This is a genomic window from Nocardioides sp. (assembly GCF_030019515.1).
Lineage (GTDB): Bacteria > Actinomycetota > Actinomycetes > Propionibacteriales > Nocardioidaceae > Nocardioides.
Genome location: NZ_JASEEQ010000018.1, coordinates 68,552 through 86,308 on the forward strand (window position 1 = coordinate 68,552; position 17,757 = coordinate 86,308).

The 17,757-nt window shown below is 74.5% G+C and carries 19 protein-coding genes and 1 pseudogene; 8 read left to right on the forward strand and 12 right to left on the reverse strand.

Going from position 1 to position 17,757, the window contains the following annotated elements; all coding sequences use genetic code 11:
- Positions 1-10 precede the first annotated feature (10 nt).
- From ilvA to QMC84_RS20300, 4 genes are read right to left on the reverse strand one after another with little or no spacing between them, the layout of a single operon-like run.
- Positions 11-1,225, reverse strand: coding sequence for a threonine ammonia-lyase (gene ilvA, locus QMC84_RS20285; RefSeq protein WP_300378079.1), 1,215 nt, complete (start codon positions 1,223-1,225; stop codon positions 11-13).
- Positions 1,218-2,600, reverse strand: a complete 1,383-nt coding sequence (locus tag QMC84_RS20290; protein ID WP_300378082.1) for an AI-2E family transporter — start codon at positions 2,598-2,600, stop codon at positions 1,218-1,220. The genes ilvA and QMC84_RS20290 overlap by 8 nt, the downstream gene beginning before the upstream one ends.
- Positions 2,601-2,609: 9 nt before the next feature.
- The gene (locus tag QMC84_RS20295) at positions 2,610-3,971 is read right to left on the reverse strand and encodes a glutamate mutase L (RefSeq protein ID WP_300378085.1); all 1,362 of its coding nucleotides are present in this window, start codon (positions 3,969-3,971) and stop codon (positions 2,610-2,612) included.
- The gene (locus QMC84_RS20300) at positions 3,964-5,127 is read right to left on the reverse strand and encodes a cystathionine gamma-synthase (RefSeq protein ID WP_300378087.1); all 1,164 of its coding nucleotides are present in this window, start codon (positions 5,125-5,127) and stop codon (positions 3,964-3,966) included. Before QMC84_RS20300 ends, QMC84_RS20295 begins: the two co-directional genes overlap by 8 nt.
- 171 nt (positions 5,128-5,298) lie before the next feature.
- Between QMC84_RS20300 and msrA the strand changes: the two genes are divergently transcribed.
- Positions 5,299-5,943, forward strand: coding sequence for a peptide-methionine (S)-S-oxide reductase MsrA (msrA, locus tag QMC84_RS20305; RefSeq protein ID WP_300378089.1), 645 nt, complete (start codon positions 5,299-5,301; stop codon positions 5,941-5,943).
- A 66-nt stretch (positions 5,944-6,009) separates the two neighbouring features.
- Here the strand turns inward: msrA and QMC84_RS20310 are convergent, their stop codons facing one another.
- The gene (locus QMC84_RS20310; protein ID WP_300378091.1) at positions 6,010-6,636 is read right to left on the reverse strand and encodes a TetR/AcrR family transcriptional regulator; all 627 of its coding nucleotides are present in this window, start codon (positions 6,634-6,636) and stop codon (positions 6,010-6,012) included.
- A 96-nt stretch (positions 6,637-6,732) separates the two neighbouring features.
- Here QMC84_RS20310 and QMC84_RS20315 point away from each other — a divergent pair, with 96 nt between their 5' ends.
- Entirely contained in the window at positions 6,733-7,860 is a 1,128-nt protein-coding gene (locus QMC84_RS20315) for a lipase family protein (protein WP_300378093.1), read from the forward strand.
- 18 nt (positions 7,861-7,878) lie between these two features.
- Here QMC84_RS20315 and QMC84_RS20320 read toward each other — a convergent pair whose 3' ends face one another.
- Positions 7,879-8,511 (reverse strand): class I SAM-dependent methyltransferase, encoded by a 633-nt coding sequence (locus QMC84_RS20320; RefSeq protein WP_300378095.1) that lies wholly within the window; start codon positions 8,509-8,511, stop codon positions 7,879-7,881.
- A gap of 129 nt (positions 8,512-8,640) precedes the next feature.
- Between QMC84_RS20320 and QMC84_RS20325 the strand changes: the two genes are divergently transcribed.
- The 3 genes from QMC84_RS20325 (at position 8,641) to QMC84_RS20335 (ending at position 10,025) form a co-directional block, all read left to right on the forward strand.
- A complete protein-coding gene (locus QMC84_RS20325) occupies positions 8,641-9,000 on the forward strand; it encodes a YciI family protein (RefSeq protein WP_300378097.1) in 360 nt (119 codons plus the stop codon).
- 127 nt (positions 9,001-9,127) lie between these two features.
- Positions 9,128-9,412, forward strand: a complete 285-nt coding sequence (locus QMC84_RS20330; protein ID WP_300378099.1) for a PspC domain-containing protein — start codon at positions 9,128-9,130, stop codon at positions 9,410-9,412.
- 109 nt (positions 9,413-9,521) lie between these two features.
- The gene (locus tag QMC84_RS20335) at positions 9,522-10,025 is read left to right on the forward strand and encodes a hypothetical protein (protein WP_300378101.1); all 504 of its coding nucleotides are present in this window, start codon (positions 9,522-9,524) and stop codon (positions 10,023-10,025) included.
- 34 nt (positions 10,026-10,059) lie between these two features.
- Here the strand turns inward: QMC84_RS20335 and QMC84_RS20340 are convergent, their stop codons facing one another.
- Complete coding sequence (locus QMC84_RS20340) at positions 10,060-11,646, reverse strand: NAD(P)/FAD-dependent oxidoreductase (protein WP_300378103.1); 1,587 nt, start codon at positions 11,644-11,646, stop codon at positions 10,060-10,062.
- An 80-nt stretch (positions 11,647-11,726) separates the two neighbouring features.
- Between QMC84_RS20340 and QMC84_RS20345 the strand changes: the two genes are divergently transcribed.
- A complete protein-coding gene (locus QMC84_RS20345) occupies positions 11,727-13,073 on the forward strand; it encodes an AarF/ABC1/UbiB kinase family protein (RefSeq protein ID WP_300378106.1) in 1,347 nt (448 codons plus the stop codon).
- 7 nt (positions 13,074-13,080) lie between these two features.
- Here QMC84_RS20345 and QMC84_RS20350 read toward each other — a convergent pair whose 3' ends face one another.
- From QMC84_RS20350 to QMC84_RS20365, 4 genes are read right to left on the reverse strand one after another with little or no spacing between them, the layout of a single operon-like run.
- Entirely contained in the window at positions 13,081-13,821 is a 741-nt protein-coding gene (locus QMC84_RS20350; protein WP_300378108.1) for a VOC family protein, read from the reverse strand.
- Entirely contained in the window at positions 13,818-14,132 is a 315-nt protein-coding gene (locus QMC84_RS20355) for a pyridoxamine 5'-phosphate oxidase (protein WP_300378110.1), read from the reverse strand. Before QMC84_RS20355 ends, QMC84_RS20350 begins: the two co-directional genes overlap by 4 nt.
- A complete protein-coding gene (locus tag QMC84_RS20360; RefSeq protein WP_300378112.1) occupies positions 14,129-14,791 on the reverse strand; it encodes a YigZ family protein in 663 nt (220 codons plus the stop codon). Before QMC84_RS20360 ends, QMC84_RS20355 begins: the two co-directional genes overlap by 4 nt.
- A complete protein-coding gene (locus QMC84_RS20365) occupies positions 14,788-15,567 on the reverse strand; it encodes a TSUP family transporter (RefSeq protein WP_300378114.1) in 780 nt (259 codons plus the stop codon). The genes QMC84_RS20360 and QMC84_RS20365 overlap by 4 nt, the downstream gene beginning before the upstream one ends.
- Before the next feature lie 160 nt (positions 15,568-15,727).
- Here QMC84_RS20365 and QMC84_RS20370 point away from each other — a divergent pair, with 160 nt between their 5' ends.
- Positions 15,728-16,576, forward strand: a complete 849-nt coding sequence (locus QMC84_RS20370; protein WP_300378116.1) for an ABC transporter substrate-binding protein — start codon at positions 15,728-15,730, stop codon at positions 16,574-16,576.
- Positions 16,577-16,595: 19 nt separating this feature from the next.
- On the opposite strand, the gene QMC84_RS20375 is transcribed toward QMC84_RS20370, so the two are convergent.
- Positions 16,596-17,180, reverse strand: a complete 585-nt coding sequence (locus QMC84_RS20375) for a hypothetical protein (RefSeq protein ID WP_300378118.1) — start codon at positions 17,178-17,180, stop codon at positions 16,596-16,598.
- Between the two features lie 327 nt (positions 17,181-17,507).
- Between QMC84_RS20375 and QMC84_RS20380 the strand changes: the two are divergent.
- Positions 17,508-17,757 (forward strand): annotated as a pseudogene (locus tag QMC84_RS20380) (HNH endonuclease); the annotation flags it as partial.

Consider the following 17,757-nt stretch of genomic DNA (forward strand, 5'->3'; position numbering starts at 1 on the left):
CCAGAAGTGGCTACTCGTCGACGCGGTAGCCGCGCTCGCGCAGCCGCGCCATCACCTGTGCGGTGTGCGGCTCGCCCCGGGTCTCGAGCTGGACGTGCACCTCGACCTCGTCGAGGCTGAGCGTGGGTGAGATCCGCTCGTGCGCGACCTCCAGCACGTTCGCGCCGACCGCCGAGATGTCGGTGAGCAGCTGGGCGAGCCCGCCCGGCAGGTCGGGGATGCAGACCCGCAGGTTCAGGTAGCGGCCCGCGGCCGCCATGCCGTGCCGGATCACCTTGCCGAGCAGCAGCGGGTCGATGTTGCCGCCGGACAGCACGACCACCGCGGGGGTCGCGAACGCCTCGGGGCGGTCGAGCACGGCGGCGACGGCGGCCGCCCCGGCCGGCTCGACCAGCATCTTCGCGCGCTCCAGGACGGCGAGCACCGAGCGGGAGAGCGAGTTCTCGGAGACCGTGACGATCTCGTCGACGTGGTCGCGCACCGCCGCGAACGTCACCTGACCCGGCAGGCCGACGGCGATGCCGTCGGCCATCGTCTTCATCGAGCTGAGCGCGACCGGGTGTCCCTCGGCCAGCGAGCCGGGGTACGCCGCGGCGCCGGCCGCCTGCACGCCGACCACCCGGACGTCCGGGCGCAGCGCCTTGACCGCGATCGCGACTCCCGCCAGCAGCCCGCCGCCACCGGTGGGGACCAGCACCGTCTCCAGGTCGGGCGCCTGCTCGAGGATCTCCAGGCCGGCCGTGCCCTGCCCGGCGACGATGTCGACGTGGTCGAAGGGGTGGATCAGCACCGCGCCGGTGCGCTCGGCGAACGCGGTCGCCTCGATCAGGGCGTCCTCGAGGTAGCGGCCGTGGAAGAGCACCTCCGCGCCGTACCCGCGAGTGGCCTTCTCCTTCGGGATCGGGGCGCCCTCGGGCATGAACACGGTCGCCTTGATCCCGAGCAGCTGCGCGGCCAGGGCCACGCCCTGTGCGTGGTTGCCCGCCGAGGCCGCCACGACGCCGCGGGCCCGCTCCTCCGGGGAGAGCCGGGAGATCCGCACGTAGGCGCCGCGGGGCTTGAACGACCCGGTGCGCTGGAGGTTCTCGCACTTGAGCGAGACCGGCCCGCCCGCGATCGCCGAGAGCCAGCGCGACTCCTCCATCGGGGTCTGGATCGCGACCCCGGCCAGGACCCGCCGGGCCTCCTCGATGTCGGCCAAGCCGACCGTCGGCACCTCACTCATCGCGCCCGTCTCCCTCGGGCACGTCCACGGACGCACCCATCTCCTCGTAGTCCTCGTCGAGCTCCTCGGCGGGGTCGTCCCCGGGGTCCGTACTCACGGCCAGGTGTTGCACGACCGCGTTCAGCGCGGCCGCCAGCGGTACGGCGACCAGCGCGCCGGCGATCCCGGCGACCAGCACTCCGCAGCCGATCGCCACGATCACGCCCAGCGGGTGCAGCGAGACCCAGCGGCCCATCAGGAACGGCTGCAGGACGTGCCCCTCGAGCTGCTGGACCAGGATCACCCCGCCGAGCATGAACAGCGCGGTGATCGGCCCCTGGTCCACCAGGGCGACGAGCACCGCGACCGTGCCCGCCACCGTGGCACCGACCATCGGCACGAACGCACCGAGGAAGACCAGCACCCCCAGCGCCAGCACGAACGGGACCTGCAGGATGCCGGCCACCACCATGATGCCCATCGCGTCGACGGCCGCGACGATCACCGTGGCGCGCACGAACTGGGTGAGCGAGATCCACGCCACCCGGCCCGAGCTGTCGACGTGCTGCCGCGCCGCCCGGGGTGCCAGCCGCACCATCCAGGCCCAGATCCGCTTGCCGTCGGCGAGGAAGAAGTAGGTCGAGAACAGCACGATGAAGAAGCCGGCGAAGATGTGCCCGACCGCGGTGCCGACCTCGGTGACGCTGCCGAGGTCGATCCCCTCGCCGGTGTTCTCGAGTCCGTTCTGCGCGCGCTGGATGTAGTCGTTGATCTGTGAGTCGCTGGCGTGCAGCGGGCCGTTGCGCAGCCAGTCCTTGATCTCGCCCAGGCCCTGGGCCGACTGGTCGGCGAGGTCCTGCGCGCCGTTCGCGACCTGCTGGCCGGCGAAGGTGAGGAGCGCGACGACGAACGCGACGCCGGCGAGCACGACCAGCAGCGCGGACAGCCCGCGCGGCAGCCCGATCCGGTGCAGGCCGTCGACCACCGGCACCACGAGCGCCGCGATCAGCAGCGCGACCACCAGCGGGATCGTCACCACCGCGAAGAACGCGACCAGCCACAGCAGCAGGTAGGCGGCCGCGGCGATCACCAGGAACCGCCACGCCCAGGCCGCGGCGAGGTCGATGCCCCACGGCACCTGCGCCCGGCTGAAGTTCGAGGTCCCCGCGATGACCGGCTCGGGCTGGGCCCGCCGCTCGTCCCGCAGCGTCGCCCACTGGTGGGCGATGCGGGCCGCGATGCCGTCCTCGCTGTCCTCGGACTGGCGTGGGCGCAGGTTGATCGACGGCCGTCGACGCCGGCCCTGCGGGCGCTCGGGGGGCTCGGCGGGGACGCCAGCGCCGGCAGCGCCGACGGGGTCGTCCGCGCTGCCCGGGTCGTCAGCGTCGTTGCTCACGGCGACAGGCTATCCAGCGTCGGGCCCGGCGAGCGTCATCACGAGCCGGTACGCCGCCTCCGGGTGCTCGACCGCGAGCAGCCCGGCCGCAGCCAGGACGTAGTCGGTGTCGACGACCACCCGCGGGCGACGCGGCAGCTGCCAGCCACCGCCCACGTCGCCGGTGCTCCCGGCGAGCACCCGCTCGGCGACGCCCAGCCGGCCGTGGCGCAGCACGCCTCCGGAGCCGACCAGCAGCCCGGCCCGGCGCAGGTCCTTGCCGGTGCGCTCCACCACCCGCCCCTCCGGACTGAGCACCACCTTCGAGCGGCCCGCGTGGCGGCGCAGCGCGAGCCCGACCGCGGCCCGGGCGATCGCCTCGTCGGTGTCCAACTCCGCGTCGGTGTCGGGCAGGAACGCCGGGTCGTCGTGCCGCCGCTGGGCCGCGGCCGCGAGCTCGGGCAGGTCGGCGACCGTGCTCAGGGCGGACCAGCGCATCCCGAGGTCGCCCTCGACCGTCCGGGTGACCCGGGTGGTCGCCACGACCTCCCGGCCCACCGAGTCCGGGTCGAGCTCGACGACCGAGTGCACGTCGGTGGTGGCGCCGCCGACGTCGACGACGACGACGTCGCCCAGGCCCCGCGCGAGCACCTCCACCCCGGTGAGCACGACGTCGGGAGTAGCCCCGCGGACCATGCCGGCGAAGTCGGCCCGCGCGCTCAGGTGCTTCCCGCCGATCACGTGGGCCAGGAACATCTCGCGGACCGCGGTCCGCGCCGACTCCGGCGCGAGCACCCCGATCCGCGGCACCACGTTCTCGGCCAGCACGTGCGGCACCGCACCGAGGATCGCGCGCACCTCGTGCTGTGCCTCGACGTTGCCGGCGACCACCACGGGGCCGGTCCAGCCGCCGGCGACCAGGCCGCGGGCCGCCTCGAGCAGCACCTCGCTGTTGCCGCCGTCGGTGCCGCCGGTCAGCAGCACGACGTCGGGCCGGGTCGTGTGGCTCAGGGTGCGGTACGCCGCGCTGTCGGCCGCACGACCCGCGGCGGCGACGACCGCCACCACCTTGCCGCCGCTGGACAGCGCGACCCGGCGGCCGGCCTCGGCGGTGACCAGCTCCTCGTTGCCGACCACGGCGATCCGCAGGCCGCCGCCGGCGCTGGAGCAGGCCAGCACCTCGGCGGTCGCCGCCCGGGGGTCCTGCTCGGCGAGCGCGGCCAGGCAGGCGTCGTACCCGTCGAGGATGTCGCCGGTCCCGTCGGCGGCCGGGAGCGTGGTGGCGTGCTCGGCCCGGGCCACGATCCGCCCGCGCCGGAGGTCGACGAGGCCGCCCTTGGTGAACGTGGACCCGAAGTCCACGCAGACCACGGCCTCGTCGCGCTCAGCCAAGGGCGCGCTCGAGGTCGGCGACCAGGTCGTCGGCGGTCTCGATGCCGACGCTGAGCCGGACCAGGTCGGCGGGGACCTCGAGCTCGGTGCCGGCGACGCTCGCGTGGGTCATCCGGCCGGGGTGCTCGATCAGCGACTCCACGCCGCCGAGCGACTCGCCCAGCGTGAAGATCTCGGCGCGCTCGCAGACCGCGAGCGCCTGCGCCTCGCCGCCGCGGACGCGGAAGGACACCATCCCGCCGAAGCGGCGCATCTGCCGCTGCGCGACCTCGTGACCGGGGTGGGTCTCCAGCCCGGGGTAGATCACGTCACCGACCGCCGGGTGGCTGGTGAGGAAGTCGACGACGCGCTCGGCGTTGTCGCAGTGCCGCTCCATGCGCAGCGCGAGGGTCTTCAGGCCGCGCAGCGTGAGCCACGCGTCGAACGGCCCCGCGACCGCGCCCATCGAGTTCTGGTGGAAGCCGACCTGCTCGGCGAGGTCGAGGTCCTTCACCACGAGGGCGCCGCCGACGACATCGGAGTGCCCGCCGCAGTACTTGGTCGTCGAGTGCACGACGACGTCCGCGCCCAGGGTCAGCGGCTGCTGGAGGTACGGCGAGGCGAAGGTGTTGTCGACGACCAGGAGTGCCCCCGCGTCGTGGGCGACCGCGGCGAGCGCCTCGATGTCGCCGATGTTCAGCAGCGGGTTGGTCGGGGTCTCGACCCACACGAGCCGGGTCTCCCCGGGCCGGATGGCCGCGGCGACCGCCTCGGCGTCGGAGACCGGCGCCGCGCTGTGCGCCAGCCCCCAGACGCGCTCGACCTTGTCGAAGAGGCGGAACGTGCCGCCGTACGCGTCGTCGGGGAGCACCACGTGGTCGCCGGGCCGGCACAGGGCCCGTACCAGGGTGTCCTCGGCGGCCAGGCCGGACGCGAACGCGAAGCCGCGCTCCCCCTCCTCCAGCGCCGCGATGTTGCCCTCGAGCGCGGTGCGCGTGGGGTTGGCGGAGCGGCTGTACTCGTACCCGCCGCGCAGGCCGCCCACCCCGTCCTGCTTGTAGGTGCTGGTCGCGTAGATCGGCGGGATGACCGCTCCGGTCGCGGCGTCGGGCTCGTACCCCGCGTGGATCGCACGCGTCTCGAAGCCCGCCTTGGTCCGGTGCTGCTGGGTGCTCATGGCCCCGAGGCTAGCGAGCCCGCGTGGGTCCGTCGCACCTGACGTATCTGTTCGGATCCGGCGGGGAAGGGAGCGGATGCGTCAGGTGCGACGCCAGACCACGCCGGGAACGGAACCGTCACCGCAGGTGTTGGAGACTGTGCAGGACCCGTCCGACCCGAAGGAGTGCCCGTGTTCCTCACCCGCAAGGCCCAGCTGGTCGCCCCCGAGCAGGCCCTCCCCGGCCGCAGCGAGCGCAACTTCCCGCTCCCCGAGCGGCACCGCGTGCTGGACGCGCCGGTCTTCACCGACGAGATCCCCGCGGGCTTCGAGGTCGCACTGTTCGGCCTGGGCTGCTTCTGGGGCGCCGAGGAGATCTTCTGGCAGGCGCCGGGCGTCTGGTCGACCTCGGTGGGGTACGCCGGCGGCACGACCCCGAACCCGTCGTACGAGGAGGTCTGCACGGGCGCGACCAACCACACCGAGGCCGTGCGGGTCGTCTTCGACCCGGCGCGGGTCGCCTTCGCCGACCTCGTCAAGACGTTCTTCGAGGTGCACGACCCGACCCAGGGCTTCCGCCAGGGCAACGACGTCGGCACCCAGTACCGCTCCGCGATCTACTACACGACCCCGGAGCAGGAGCGGGTCGCCCGCGAGCTCACCGAGGCGTACGGCGCGGAGCTGCGCCGCCGCCGGCTCGGGGACATCACCACCGAGATCCGCGAGGCCCCGACGTACTACTACGCCGAGGACGTCCACCAGCAGTACCTCGCGAAGAACCCCAACGGCTACCGCTGCCACGCGAACACCGGGATCAAGTTCCCCGAGACCGCCTGACCTGCACCGAGGGTCCCCGCCGCCGGCGCGGGCCACGCGCAGCCGCGCACGGGTGCGCCGGCCCGGTCACCCGCTGTCGGAGGGGCCGAGCTCGCGGACCCACCGACTGACCACGTCGAGGAGGGCGTCGATCGCCCCGTCGACGCGGTCGCGTTGGTCCGGTGTCGTGGACTGGAGCTCGAGGACGAGACCCCGTACGGCCGCGACGACGAGGGTGGCGCGGGCACGTGCGGCGTCGTCGGAGAAGCCGGCGGCGCCCATCTGGTCCGCCAGGGGGTTCACCCAGTCCTCGGCGACGTGGTCGAGGAAGCCGCGGTAGGTGTCGGGTTCACGGATGGCGAGGGCGAAGACCTCGAAGAACGTGGTCCACATGCCGCGGCGCTCGTCGGCGCTGAGCCACTGCCAGGTTGCGGTGATCTCGGAGCGGGCGAACGCGTCGAGGCAGGCAGGGTCGCTGCCGCCCACCGCGCTCGTGCGCCGGATTCGCTGGGCGAGCCGACTGAACAGTGCCTGGAGCAGCTCCGCGCGGCTGCCGAAGTGGTAGGTCACCGTGTTGTGAGCGACCCCGAGCGCGTCGGCGAGGCTGCGGATGGACAGCCCCGCGAGTCCGTGATCGACGACATGATCGACGGCGGCGTCCAGCAGCGCGTCTCGACGCTTGCTCCGAACGCTCGCCTCGTCCACTCCGGTCACCGATCCTCCTCTCACCGCCAGGACGCGACCCCACCATAGGCCGGTCGTTGTACGCTCGTACAACGCGACGCCCGCGCGACCGAGACAGGGAGATCCATGAAGGACCAGCGCCTGCCCCCCGCCAGCGACTTCTACGCCTGGGACGACGACCTGGGCGAGACGCCTCGTGGGTCGGTCCTGAGGTTCGAGCCGCTGGAGGGCGCCCTCGGGGTCCCCGGTGCGGATCGCGCGGTCCGCCTGCTCTACGCCACGCTCGGGCACCACGGCCGGCCCGTGGCGGTCAGCGGCGTGCTGTACCTGCCCGCCGGTGAGGCTCCCGCGACGGGGTGGCCCGTGGTCTCCTACGCTCACGGCACCGTGGGGATCATCCCCGAGGCGGCGCCGTCGCTGCGACCGATGGCCGAGGTGCTGGGTCACCCGGTGTGCGGCAGCACCCCGCGGTTCCTCGACGCGGGCTACGCCGTGGTGTGCACCGACTACGAAGGCCTCGGGGCAGCCGGACCCCACCCCTACCTGCACGGCCCCAGCCTCGCGGCCAGCCAGATCGACGCGGTCCGCGCAGCCCGGGAGACGGCCCCGGAGTGCTCCGCGACCTGGGTGGCCGCCGGCCAGTCGGAGGGCGGCCTCGCCACCCTGTTCACCGCCGCCGAAGCAACCCGCGTCGCGCCCGAGCTGGACTACCGCGGCGCCGTGGCCACCGCCCCGCCTACCGAGTGGGACACGCTCTCCGCGGCCACGAGCGACTTCGGACGCATCCTCACCCCGCTCGTCCTCCACGCCGCCAGCTACCACGACCCCGACGTGGAGATCGAGGGTTGGCTCAACGCCGACGGGCAGGTCCTCCTGGACGCCTGGCGCACCAGCTACCTCCACGAACCCGGCACCGTCCTCCCCGTCTTCGCAGAGCTCATCGGCAAGCCCCTGCTCGCGCTGGGTCTCGGCGAGACCAGCGACGCCGAGGCCGCCGCCCGGTTCGCCGCCGCCGTGGACTTCCGCGCCCTCGAGGTCCCCCGGGGACGCTACGACCGCCCGCTCTTCCTCGCCGAGGGTGGGGCCGACGAGTTCTGCGTCCCCGGCACCGGGCAGCGCCTGGCCGAGGCCCTGCGGGACGCCGGCAACACCGTCGAGTACCACTTCTACGCCGACACCGGGCACCTCGACGTTCCCTACGCCGCCATCGAGGACTCGATGGCCTTCATCGCACGCCTCTTCGGCGACGGGTGACCACCCAGGAGCGGCGAGTCAGCCTCGACGCAGGCTCGCCCAGGTGAACTGCTGCTCGGCACCCCACGGCGTGCGGTGCACCTCGGTCTCGCCGGACAGCAGCTCGAAGTCGGACGCGAAGAGCGCCTGGATCGCCTCGACGTCGTGGCGCGCGACGGGCAGGCCCGAACACTGCTCCGGCCCGTCCGGGCCGAACGTTCCGATGACCAGCACCCCACCCGTGCGCACGGCCCGCGCGGCCGTGGCGACGTACCGGGCCTGCTGGTCGGGCTCGGTGAGGAAGTGGAAGACGGCCCGGTCGTGCCAGGCGTCGAAGCCACCGGCCGGGCGCCATTCCAAGACGTCGGACACCACGAAGCGGACGTCCGCACCGCCCGCATGGTCCGCCACCCTGGCGCGGGTGCGCTCGAGCGCCGCCCCGGACACGTCGAGCGCCGTGACGGGCGACCAGCCGTCGGCGAGGAGCTCCTCGACCAGGGTCGAGGTGCCGGCGCCGACGTCGACAACCGCCCCGGGCCCGGCGCCGGTCGCGGCGACGGCCTGCGCCAGCAGCCGCACCGAGGTCCCGGCACCGGGTCGGTACCAGCTCGTCTCGATGTCGGCCTTGTTGGTGTAGACGGCGTCCCAGTGCCGGCTCGGGTCAGCAGTCATGGCACCTCCTCCGGTCTCGTGCCGCGCACGCGCGTGCGAGGTTCGTCGCTCGACCGTGTCGCATCCGGCGTGCGCAGTTCGTAGCGTAGGCGAGGCGGGCGTCGGGCTCGCCCGAGACGAGGAGCAGCCGTGACCGAGTACCTCATCTACTTCAACCAGCAGTGGGTGGGCGACCACTCCGAGGAGTGGTTCCGCTCGCGCGGGCCGCTCGCGATGGGCGTCCTGGACGAGATCAGGGCGGCCGGCGAGCTCCTCTTCGCCGGCGGCCTGGAGGAGGACACCGCGACCGCGTTCAGCGCGGACGCGACCAGCGGCACGGTGATCTTCACCGACGGGCCGTTCTCCGAGACCAAGGAGTGGCTGGGCGGCCTCACCGCGGTGGACGTGCCCGACGAGGCGACCGCCCGGAAGTGGGCCGGCCGGATCGCCGAGGCCTGCGGCTGGCCCCAGGAGGTACGCCGGTTCAAGCCGGCCCCCGGCGGCCGGTGACCGGACCCCGACCCGGATCTCAGGGTCGCGGCAGGGCGACTCCCGATGTGCCGCAGCCGCCGGCCGGAGCACAGTGGAGGTACCGGGGAGACACCCCGACCACCACCGCAGAGGAAGTGCCGCGCCCATGAACGACATCCACCAGACCTTCGCCCGGAACGGCCTGATCCGGCCGCGCGACCGGCGGGTGCTCGGCGGCGTCTGCGCCGGCCTCGGCCGGCGTCTCGGCCTCGACCCGTGGCCGGCGCGGCTGCTGTTCGTGCTGGCGCTCATGGTGCTGCCCGGCAGCCAGATCCTGGTCTACCCGATCCTCTGGATCCTGATGCCCGCCGAGGAGAACGTCGCGTTCCTGCAGCAGGCCGCACCGGCCGCCCCTCCGGCGGCCCCGACCCCTCCCACACCGGCCGGCTGAGCGCAAGGCCCCGGGGGCTGCCCGATCGGGCAGCCCCCCGCCCTCAAGCAGGCCGGTCCCCCGACCGATATTGCGCTCGTCAGGGGACAAATTTGTGAGAGGAAGAAGCATGGGACACATCACGCGCGCGCTCGCGGCCTCGGCCGCCACGCTCGTGCTCGCCGCAGGCGCGGCCGGGGTCGTGACCGCCGCCCAGGCGGACGAGACCGCGCCGGACCCGAGCGCTCCCTGCGCCAGGCAGACCACCCAGGTCGAGAAGGCGGAGAACGCGCTCGCGCGGGTGACCGCGGTCTTCGAGCGCAAGCAGGCCGCGGTCGACGAGGCCGAGGCCGATCTCACCGAGGCCGCCACGCCGCGGGAGCGGGCCGCCGCGAAGAAGGCGCTCCACAAGGCCGAGACGGCCGAGGCCAAGGTCGCCAAGGTCAAGAAGGCGCAGCAGATGCGCCTGACCAAGGCCCAGCAGCGGCTCGACAAGTGCCTCGCCGGGCCGTCGCCCACCGAGGCTCCGTCGTCGGACGCGCCGACCGAGACGCCCACCGAGACGCCCACCGAGACGCCCACCGACGTCCCGTCGAGCGACGCGCCGACGACCGCGGCACCCCAGGCGGGCTGAGCACCTTCCGCCAGTACGGCGCCGAGCGGTCCGCTCAGCGCCGGACCAGGAAGCGCGCCCGGCGGTGGGCGATCGCGGCGCGCGCGGCATTCGTGCCGGGCGCGCCGTGCACCCCGCCGCCGGGGTGCGCGGCCGCCGAGCCCAGGTAGAGCCCGCGCACCGGGGTCTCGGCCCGGCCCAGACCGGGCACCGGCCGGAACACGAGCTGCTGGTGCAGCTGCGCCGTACCGCCGTTGATCGCGCCGCCGACCAGGTTGGCGTTGCGGGCCTCGAGCTCGCGCGGCCCGAGCACCCGCCGGGCGAGCACTCGGTCGCCGAAGCCCGGCGCGAGGCGCTCGATCCGCGCCTGCATCCGGTCGGCGAAGCGCTCGCAGTCCGCCTCGTCCCAGACCCCGCGGACGGTCCCGTCGCCGGCGTCGCGGACGGTCTGCTGCGGGACGTGGGTGTAGGCCCACATCGACTCGGTGCCCGCCGGGGAGCGGGTCGGGTCCGTCGTGGTCATCTGGCCGGCGAGCAGGAACGGCGCCGCCGGGATGGTCCGCGATGCCACCTGGTGCAGGGCTTGGGCGACCTCCTCGACGGAGTCGGCGACGTGCACCGTTCCGGGGTCGTACGCCGGGGGCACCCGCCACGGGACCGGTCCGGACAGTGCCCAGTCCACCTTCACCGTCCCCGGGTCCATCTCGAAGGACCGCATCGCGGCCCGGGTGCGGGCGGGGACCGCACCGGCGGGGAGCAGCCGTCCGTACAGGCTCGGCGCCGACACGTCGGCGACGACGGCATGGCGTGCGGCGTACCGCTCCCCGCTCGCCGTCCGCACCGCGGCCGCGCGCCCGCCGGCCACCTCGATCGCCGTGACCTCGCTGCCGCAGTGGACATCGGCGCCCCTCGCCCGCAGCCGGTCGGCGAGCGCCCGGGCGAGCTGCCCGGCGCCCCCGACCGGTGCCGGGAAGCCCACGGTCTGGCCGAGCATGGTCATCAGCAGCGCCATCAGGCCCGAGCCGGGCGAGGTCAGCGGGATGTCGGCGTGGCCGGCGTTGCCGGCCAGCAGGATCCGCGGCGCGACGCCCCCGAACCGGTGCCGGCCCAGGTCCGCGGCCGGGGTGAGCAGCTCCCGGACGAAGCGCAGCCCGCCGACCGAGCGCAGCCGTGCCAGCGCCGAGAGCCCCGGTCGCACCGGCGGGAACGGGGTCAGCAGGGCCGCCACGATCGCGTCGCCGATCCGGTCCCAGTCCGCGCACAGGCCGAGCCAGGCCGCGCCGTCGCCGGGGTACTGGGCGTCCAGGAGGCCCGCCGTGACCTCGCGGTCGCGGTGCAGCAGCGCCCAGGCACCCGAGGGCAGGTGGTGCCCGAGGACGGCGGGGGCGTGGGTCCAGCGCAGCCCGTGCTCCTCCAGCCCGAACCCCTGGATCGCGCGCGAGACCGCGGCGAGCGGGTAGAACGCGCTGAACGTGTCGTGGACGAAGTCCGGGTGCAGCTCGCGGTCGCTGGCGACCGCGCCCCCGACGTCCGGCTGGGCCTCGAGCACGAGCACCGACCACCCGCGGTCGACCAGGTGGTTGGCGGCGACCAGCCCGTTGGGGCCGGCGCCGACGACCACGGCGTCGTACTCCCGGCTCACCGCACGACGGTACCCGGCGACGTCCGCCCCATGCAGCGCGCCCGCGCGGCGCCCCTTCCGTCGCCTGGGAGAATGGGCACGTGACCGAGCTGCCCCGCAAGGCCGTCGCACGGACGGCGAGGCTGGCCGCGCTGCCCCTGGGGTACGCCGGCCGCAGCGCGGTCGGCCTCGGCAAGCGGCTCGGTGGGGCGCCGGCCGAGACCGTGATGACCGAGATCCAGCAGCGCACGGCCGAGCAGCTGTTCCGCACCCTCGGGGAGCTCAAGGGCGGCGCGATGAAGGTCGGCCAGATGCTCTCGATCATGGAGTCGGCGCTGCCCGAGCAGCTCGCCGGGCCCTACCGCGAGCACCTCACCCGGCTCCAGGACGACGCGCCGCCGATGCCCACCCAGACGGTGCGCGACATCCTCGCCCGCGACCTCGGGCCGGACTGGCGCGACCAGCTGGTCTGGCTCGACGGCGGCCCGACCGCGGCCGCGTCGATCGGCCAGGTGCACCGGGGGCGCTGGCACGACGGCCGCGAGGTCGCCGTCAAGGTGCAGTACCCGGGCGCGGGCGACGCGCTGCGCTCCGACCTGCGTCAGCTCTCCCGGGTGGCCAGGACCGCCGCGCCGCTGGTGCCCGGACTCGATCTCAAGCCGCTGGTCGCCGAGCTCCAGGCGCGCGCCGAGGACGAGCTCGACTACCAGCTCGAGGCGCAGGCGCAGGCCACGTTCGCGGCCGCTTTCCGCGGCGACCCGGACATCGTGGTCCCCGACGTGGTGGCGGTCGGCGCGACGGTCCTGGTGACCGAGTGGCTCGAGAGCCCGGCGTCGCTGGCGTCGATCATCTCCACCGGGACCCAGGAGGAGCGCGACCACTACGGCGAGCTGCTCGTCCGGTTCCTCTTCTCCGGTCCGGCGCGGACCGGCATGCTGCACGCCGACCCGCACCCCGGCAACTACCGCATCCTGCCCGGTCCCGACGGCGAGCCCGGCCGGCTCGGCGTGCTCGACTTCGGCGCGGTCGCCCGGCTCCCGGAGCGCGGTCTCCCCGAGGCCATGGGCCGGCTGCTGCGGGTCGCCGCCGTCGAGGACCCCGAGGAGCTGTTGGCCGGGCTGCGCCGCGAGGGCTTCATCAAGGACCGGATGCGGGTCGACCCGCGGCAGCTGCTCGACTACCTGGGGCCGTTCGTCGAGCCGACCAAGGTCGAGCGGTTCCGGTTCTCGCGGCCCTGGATGCGCGGCCAGTTCGCCCGGATCAACGACCCGCGCGACCCGGCGTACACGGTCGGCATGAAGATCAACCTGCCGCCGTCGTACCTGCTCATCCACCGCACCTGGCTGGCCGGGGTCGGCGTGCTGAGCCAGCTGGAGTGCGAGGCGCCGTTCCGGCAGATCCTCACCGAGTCGCTGCCCGGGTTCGCCGAGCCTCCGCCGCGAACGTAGCCAGGGCTCACGGCCTCCGGCCGGTGATGCAGTACGTCGTCCCGACGGGGTCGGTCAGCACGGACCAGTGCTCGTGGACGCGGGTGACGGTCGCACCCAGCGCGACGTGCCGAGCCGCCTCGGCCTCCCGGTCGTCGGCGGCCAGGTCGAGGTGCGCGGCGACCGCGCCACCGGGACCGTCGAGGCGCTGGAGCAGCCAGCGCAGCGGCTGCTCGTCGGGCGACCGGAGCCGGGAGAGCTCCGGCGACCCGGAGCCGTCCGGGCCCTCCAGGTCCCACCCGGTGAGCGCCTGCCAGAACGCGACCTCCGCGTCGTGGTGCTCCGGCGGGAGGTCCAGGCACACCTGGTCGACGACCGAGCGGCCGCCGCCCCAGGTCGTCGGCGCCGGGCGCCGCGACGCGTGGTGGCGCACGAAGCAGAACACGAAGCCCCCGGGCGAGCGGAGCACGACGTAGCCCTGCTCGTGCCGCATCAGCACGTGCGCGCCGAGCTCGATCGCGGCCTCGGCGGCGATGGTCGGGCTCTCGACGTGCAGGTCGAGGTGCACCCGCCCGTCGCCGCCGCCCAGGCGCTGCACGCGCAGGTAGTCGTCGCCGTCCGGCGGCACCAGCGTGGCGAAGGCACCGTCGACGCCGCGCCGCTCGGAGAGCGTGTAGCCGGTGACGTCCTGCCAGAACTCCACGCCGCGCTCGAAGCCGGCGGGGACGAAGTCGAGGAAGGCGCTGACCCAGAACGGCGAGGTGCTCACGAGGCGGCCCGGTGCAGGACGGCGGCGGCCGGGGTGACGACCACGTCGTCGCCCTCCCCCCGGCCGGTCCCGTCGACGAGCAGGGCGTGGCCGGCCGCCTCCCGCGGCGGGAACAGCAGCGTGACCACCGGGTTGGCGGCGACGTTGGCGAGCGAGCCGCGTCCGGGGGCGGCGATCCGCAGCAGGCCGTCGGCGGGCACGGCCCGCACCGACACCGCCTTCACCCGCCCCTCCGTGGTGGTCAGCAGGTAGCCGCGGTCGAAGCCCGCGAGCGTCGTCGGGAGGTCGGCGAGGTCCACCGGGATGCTCATGAGGTGAGGCTATCGACCCAGCGCTCGCCGGCCGGGCGGGTCCGGCCCGCACCGGCGGTGAGCTCGGCGACGAGGGCAGCGAGCCGCTCCTCCTCGCCCGGCGGCACCCCCAGCCGCAACGTGACGTGGGCGCCGTACGCCGAGTCCAGCACCGCGACGCCCCGCGAGCGGAGCTCGCTCTCCACCCGGCCGGCGTCGGCGTGGCCGAGGTCGAGGACGTGCTCGCGCACCAGGCTGCGCCGCAGGGTCCCGGCCTCGGCCAGGCCGGCCCGGACGGCGTCGCCGTACGCCCGGACCAGCCCACCGGCGCCCAGCAGGGTGCCACCGAACCAGCGGGTGACGACGGCGACCACGTCGCTGACCCCCGACTCGACGTGGCCGCGGAGCACCTCGAGCATCGGGGCGCCCGCGGTGCCTGCGGGCTCGCCGTCGTCGGAGGAGCGCTCGATCTCGCCCCCCGGGCCGAGCCCGCTCTGCCGGATCCGGAAGGCGGAGCAGTGGTGCCGGGCGTCCCAGTGCTCGCGGCGCAGCCGCTCGACGACCGCGCGGGCGGCGGTCTCGTCCTCGACCCGCTCGAGGGTGCACCGGAACCGGGAGCGCTTGACCTCGACCTCCGCCTCGGCGGCGCGCGCGATCGTCAGGTAGCTGTCGGTCGTCACCACAGGCCCACCACCTCGCCGCCGATCCGCACCACGAACGCCGCGACGACGATCACGAAGAAGGCCCGCACGAACCCGGCGCCGCGCGCGACCGCGGTCCTGGCCCCGAGGTACCCGCCGACCAGGTTGCAGGCGCCCATCACCAGGCCGACGCGCCACACGACGGCACCCTGCGGCACGAACACGCACAGCGCCGCGAGGTTGGTGGCCCAGTTCGCGAGCCGCGCCTTCGCGGATGCCTCCAGGAAGCTGTAGCCGAGCAGGCCGACCAGCGTGATCACGAAGAAGCTGCCCGTGCCCGGGCCGAGCGCGCCGTCGTAGCACCCGATCGCCAGGCCGGTCAGCATCGCCGCCGCCGTGTGGCGACGGCCGGCGAAGCGCAGCAGCGTCTCCTCGCCGAGCGTCGGGCGGAGCAGGACGTAGCCGCCCACGACGACCAGCGCCACCAGCACGATCGGCTGGAACGCCGCGCCGGGGATGTGGCTCGCGACCACCGCCCCGGCCGCCGACCCGGCGAAGGCGAAGAGCATCAACGGGCCGAAGGTGCGCGGGTCGGGCCGGATCCGGCGGTAGTACGTCGCGCTGCTCATCGTCGTGCCGCAGATCGAGGCCAGCTTGTTGGTGGCCAGCACCTGCACCGGAGCGGCGCCCGGGAGCCCGAGCAGGAGCGCCGGCAGCTGGATCAGGCCCCCACCGCCCACGACCGCGTCGACGAAGCCGGCCGCGAGGCCGGCGAGGCCCAGCAGCACGAGCACGGTGAGCGTCGGGTCGTCCATCGGCCTTCCAACGGCCTTCCATCGGTCGGGTAGCGAGCGGCAGCGAGCGTATCGGGGCGGCTCCACGTCTGTTCCCGGAGCCTTGTCCGGGAGCCCGCTCCGGGAGCCTGCTCCCGGAGCCGGCGGACCGATCCGCACGCCCCGGCCCTAGGGTCGAGGCGTGCGGATCGTCTCGTTGCTGCCCTCCACGACCGAGATCCTGTTCGCGATCGGCGCGGGGTCCGACGTCGTCGGGGTCACCTTCGAGTGCGACTTCCCTCCCGAGGCCCGGTCCCGCACCGTGGTGTCGACCTCGGCGATGCCGCCCGGGCTGACGCCGGCGGAGATCGATGCGTACGTCGTGGGCGCGATGTCTCGCGGAGAGGACCTGTACCACCTGGCCGCGGACGCGCTCGCGGGCCTCGACGCCGACCTGGTCGTCACCCAGGACCTGTGCGCGGTCTGCGCCGTCGACGTGTCCGTGGTCGACGACGCGCTGGCCCACCTGGGCTGCACCGCCGAGGTGCTCACGGTCGACCCGCACACCCTCGACGCGGTGCTCGACTCGATCCTCCTGCTCGGCCGCGTCACCGGGCGCACCGACGAGGCCACGGCGCTGGTCGCCGCCCAGCGGGCCCGGCTCGCCGCGGTGGCCGAGCGCGTCGCCGGCCGGCCGCGGCCACGGGTGATGCTGCTCGAGTGGACCGACCCGCCGTACGCCCCCGGCCACTGGGTGCCGGAGATGATCGAGGCGGCGGGCGGCGTGGCCCTGCTCGGGAAGCCCGGCGCGCGGTCCGAGCGGGTGCTCTGGGAGCAGGTCGCAGCGAGCGCGCCCGACGTGGTCGTGGTCGCGCCCTGCGGCTACGACCTGGCCGGGGCGACCGCGCTGGCCGAGGAGCTCGTCGGTTCCGGGGTGCTGCCGGAGGGGGTGCCGGTGCACGCCGTCGACGCCAACGCCGCCTGGGCCCGGCCGGGGACCCGCCTGGTCGACGGCGTGGAGGAGCTGGCCCGGATCCTGCACCCGGCCTGAGCCCGCCGAGCCGGCTCCGTCAGGCGGCCGTCTGGTCCCAGGTGCGCACCAGGCGCAGGCCGGCGTCCCAGCCGGGCGCCCGGCCGCCGACCGGTGGTCCGAGCCCACCGACGTCGTGGCCGCTGCCGGCCAGCAGCCACGCGACGAACGCGTTGGAGTTCCACATCTCGCCGAGGCCGAGCTCGTCGCGGCCCCAGGTCAGCTCCGGGACCAGCGGCACCAGGGCGAGCAGGTGCACCGCGCGCATCGAGTCCGTGCGGACCAGCACCGGGCCACCGACGGCCGAGCCCGCGTCGGGGATCACGCCGTCGCGCCAGCGGCGTACCTCGTAGCGGAACAGGGCCGAGCGGCCCAGCCAGCGCAGGCCCACCGGGCCCGTCGCGACCACGCCTCGATCCTCGGCGACCCGGCTCCATGCCGGGGCCATCTCGATCACGTACGCCGCCGACCCGACCTCGACCTCCAGTGCCGCGTGGTACAGGTCGCACGGGCTGCGGTGCTCGCGGCGCGCGACCCACGCCTCGAAGAGCCGGCCGTTGCGCGCGACCACGCGTCCGCCGGCGCCGAGCGGCAGCCAGTAGACGCGGACCCGCGCGTTCTCCACGGGCCCATGGTCACGCCGGGCACCTCCGACCCCCAGGGTCCTTGGTCCCGGACTCGCTGTCCGGTGGGTTGAGGTGCACTGCGGTGGTTGAGGAGCCTCGAAACCACCTGGCCGCTGAGGGCTGTGCTTCGGCTTCCGGCTGGCTGGTGGTTGCGGTTCTCGGCAGCTACGGGACAGGTGGGCGGGTGGTTGCCGCCTGCCTCCCGGCGCTCTGACCGACGCCTCGACGCTGACTGAACTTCGTCGAACTTCTTTCGCCACGCCTGTTGACTTTCCGAGCATATGTTTGATACTATGCTGGCACGCAACAGCTCTCGGGAGCCGCCCATGACCGCCATGGCCCAGCCACGACACGTGGTCTCCCGCGCCCTGGCCCAGGTCCACGCCCTGCTCGACGAGATCACCGACACCTCGCTGTGGTCGATGGACCCCGCCGAGACCACGACCACGCTGGTCGAGGCCACCCGCGCGTGCGCCCGGGTCGCCGAGCTCGAGGCCCGGGTCGCCTCCCACGCAGCCACGGTGGAGGTCGCCGCACGCGACGGCGCGACCTCGTTGACGTGCTGGTGGGCCCACC

What these genes read in the sequence shown, in the direction of transcription:
- ilvA (WP_300378079.1), bottom strand. Translation starts at nt 1,225, where the DNA reads ATGAGTGAGGTGCCGACGGTCGGCTTGGCCGACATCGAGGAGGCCCGG.
- QMC84_RS20300 (WP_300378087.1), bottom strand. Translation starts at nt 5,127, where the DNA reads ATGAGCACCCAGCAGCACCGGACCAAGGCGGGCTTCGAGACGCGTGCG.
- QMC84_RS20315 (WP_300378093.1), top strand. Translation starts at nt 6,733, where the DNA reads ATGAAGGACCAGCGCCTGCCCCCCGCCAGCGACTTCTACGCCTGGGAC.
- QMC84_RS20320 (WP_300378095.1), bottom strand. Translation starts at nt 8,511, where the DNA reads ATGACTGCTGACCCGAGCCGGCACTGGGACGCCGTCTACACCAACAAG.
- QMC84_RS20330 (WP_300378099.1), top strand. Translation starts at nt 9,128, where the DNA reads ATGAACGACATCCACCAGACCTTCGCCCGGAACGGCCTGATCCGGCCG.
- QMC84_RS20335 (WP_300378101.1), top strand. Translation starts at nt 9,522, where the DNA reads ATGGGACACATCACGCGCGCGCTCGCGGCCTCGGCCGCCACGCTCGTG.
- QMC84_RS20355 (WP_300378110.1), bottom strand. Translation starts at nt 14,132, where the DNA reads ATGAGCATCCCGGTGGACCTCGCCGACCTCCCGACGACGCTCGCGGGC.
- QMC84_RS20365 (WP_300378114.1), bottom strand. Translation starts at nt 15,567, where the DNA reads ATGGACGACCCGACGCTCACCGTGCTCGTGCTGCTGGGCCTCGCCGGC.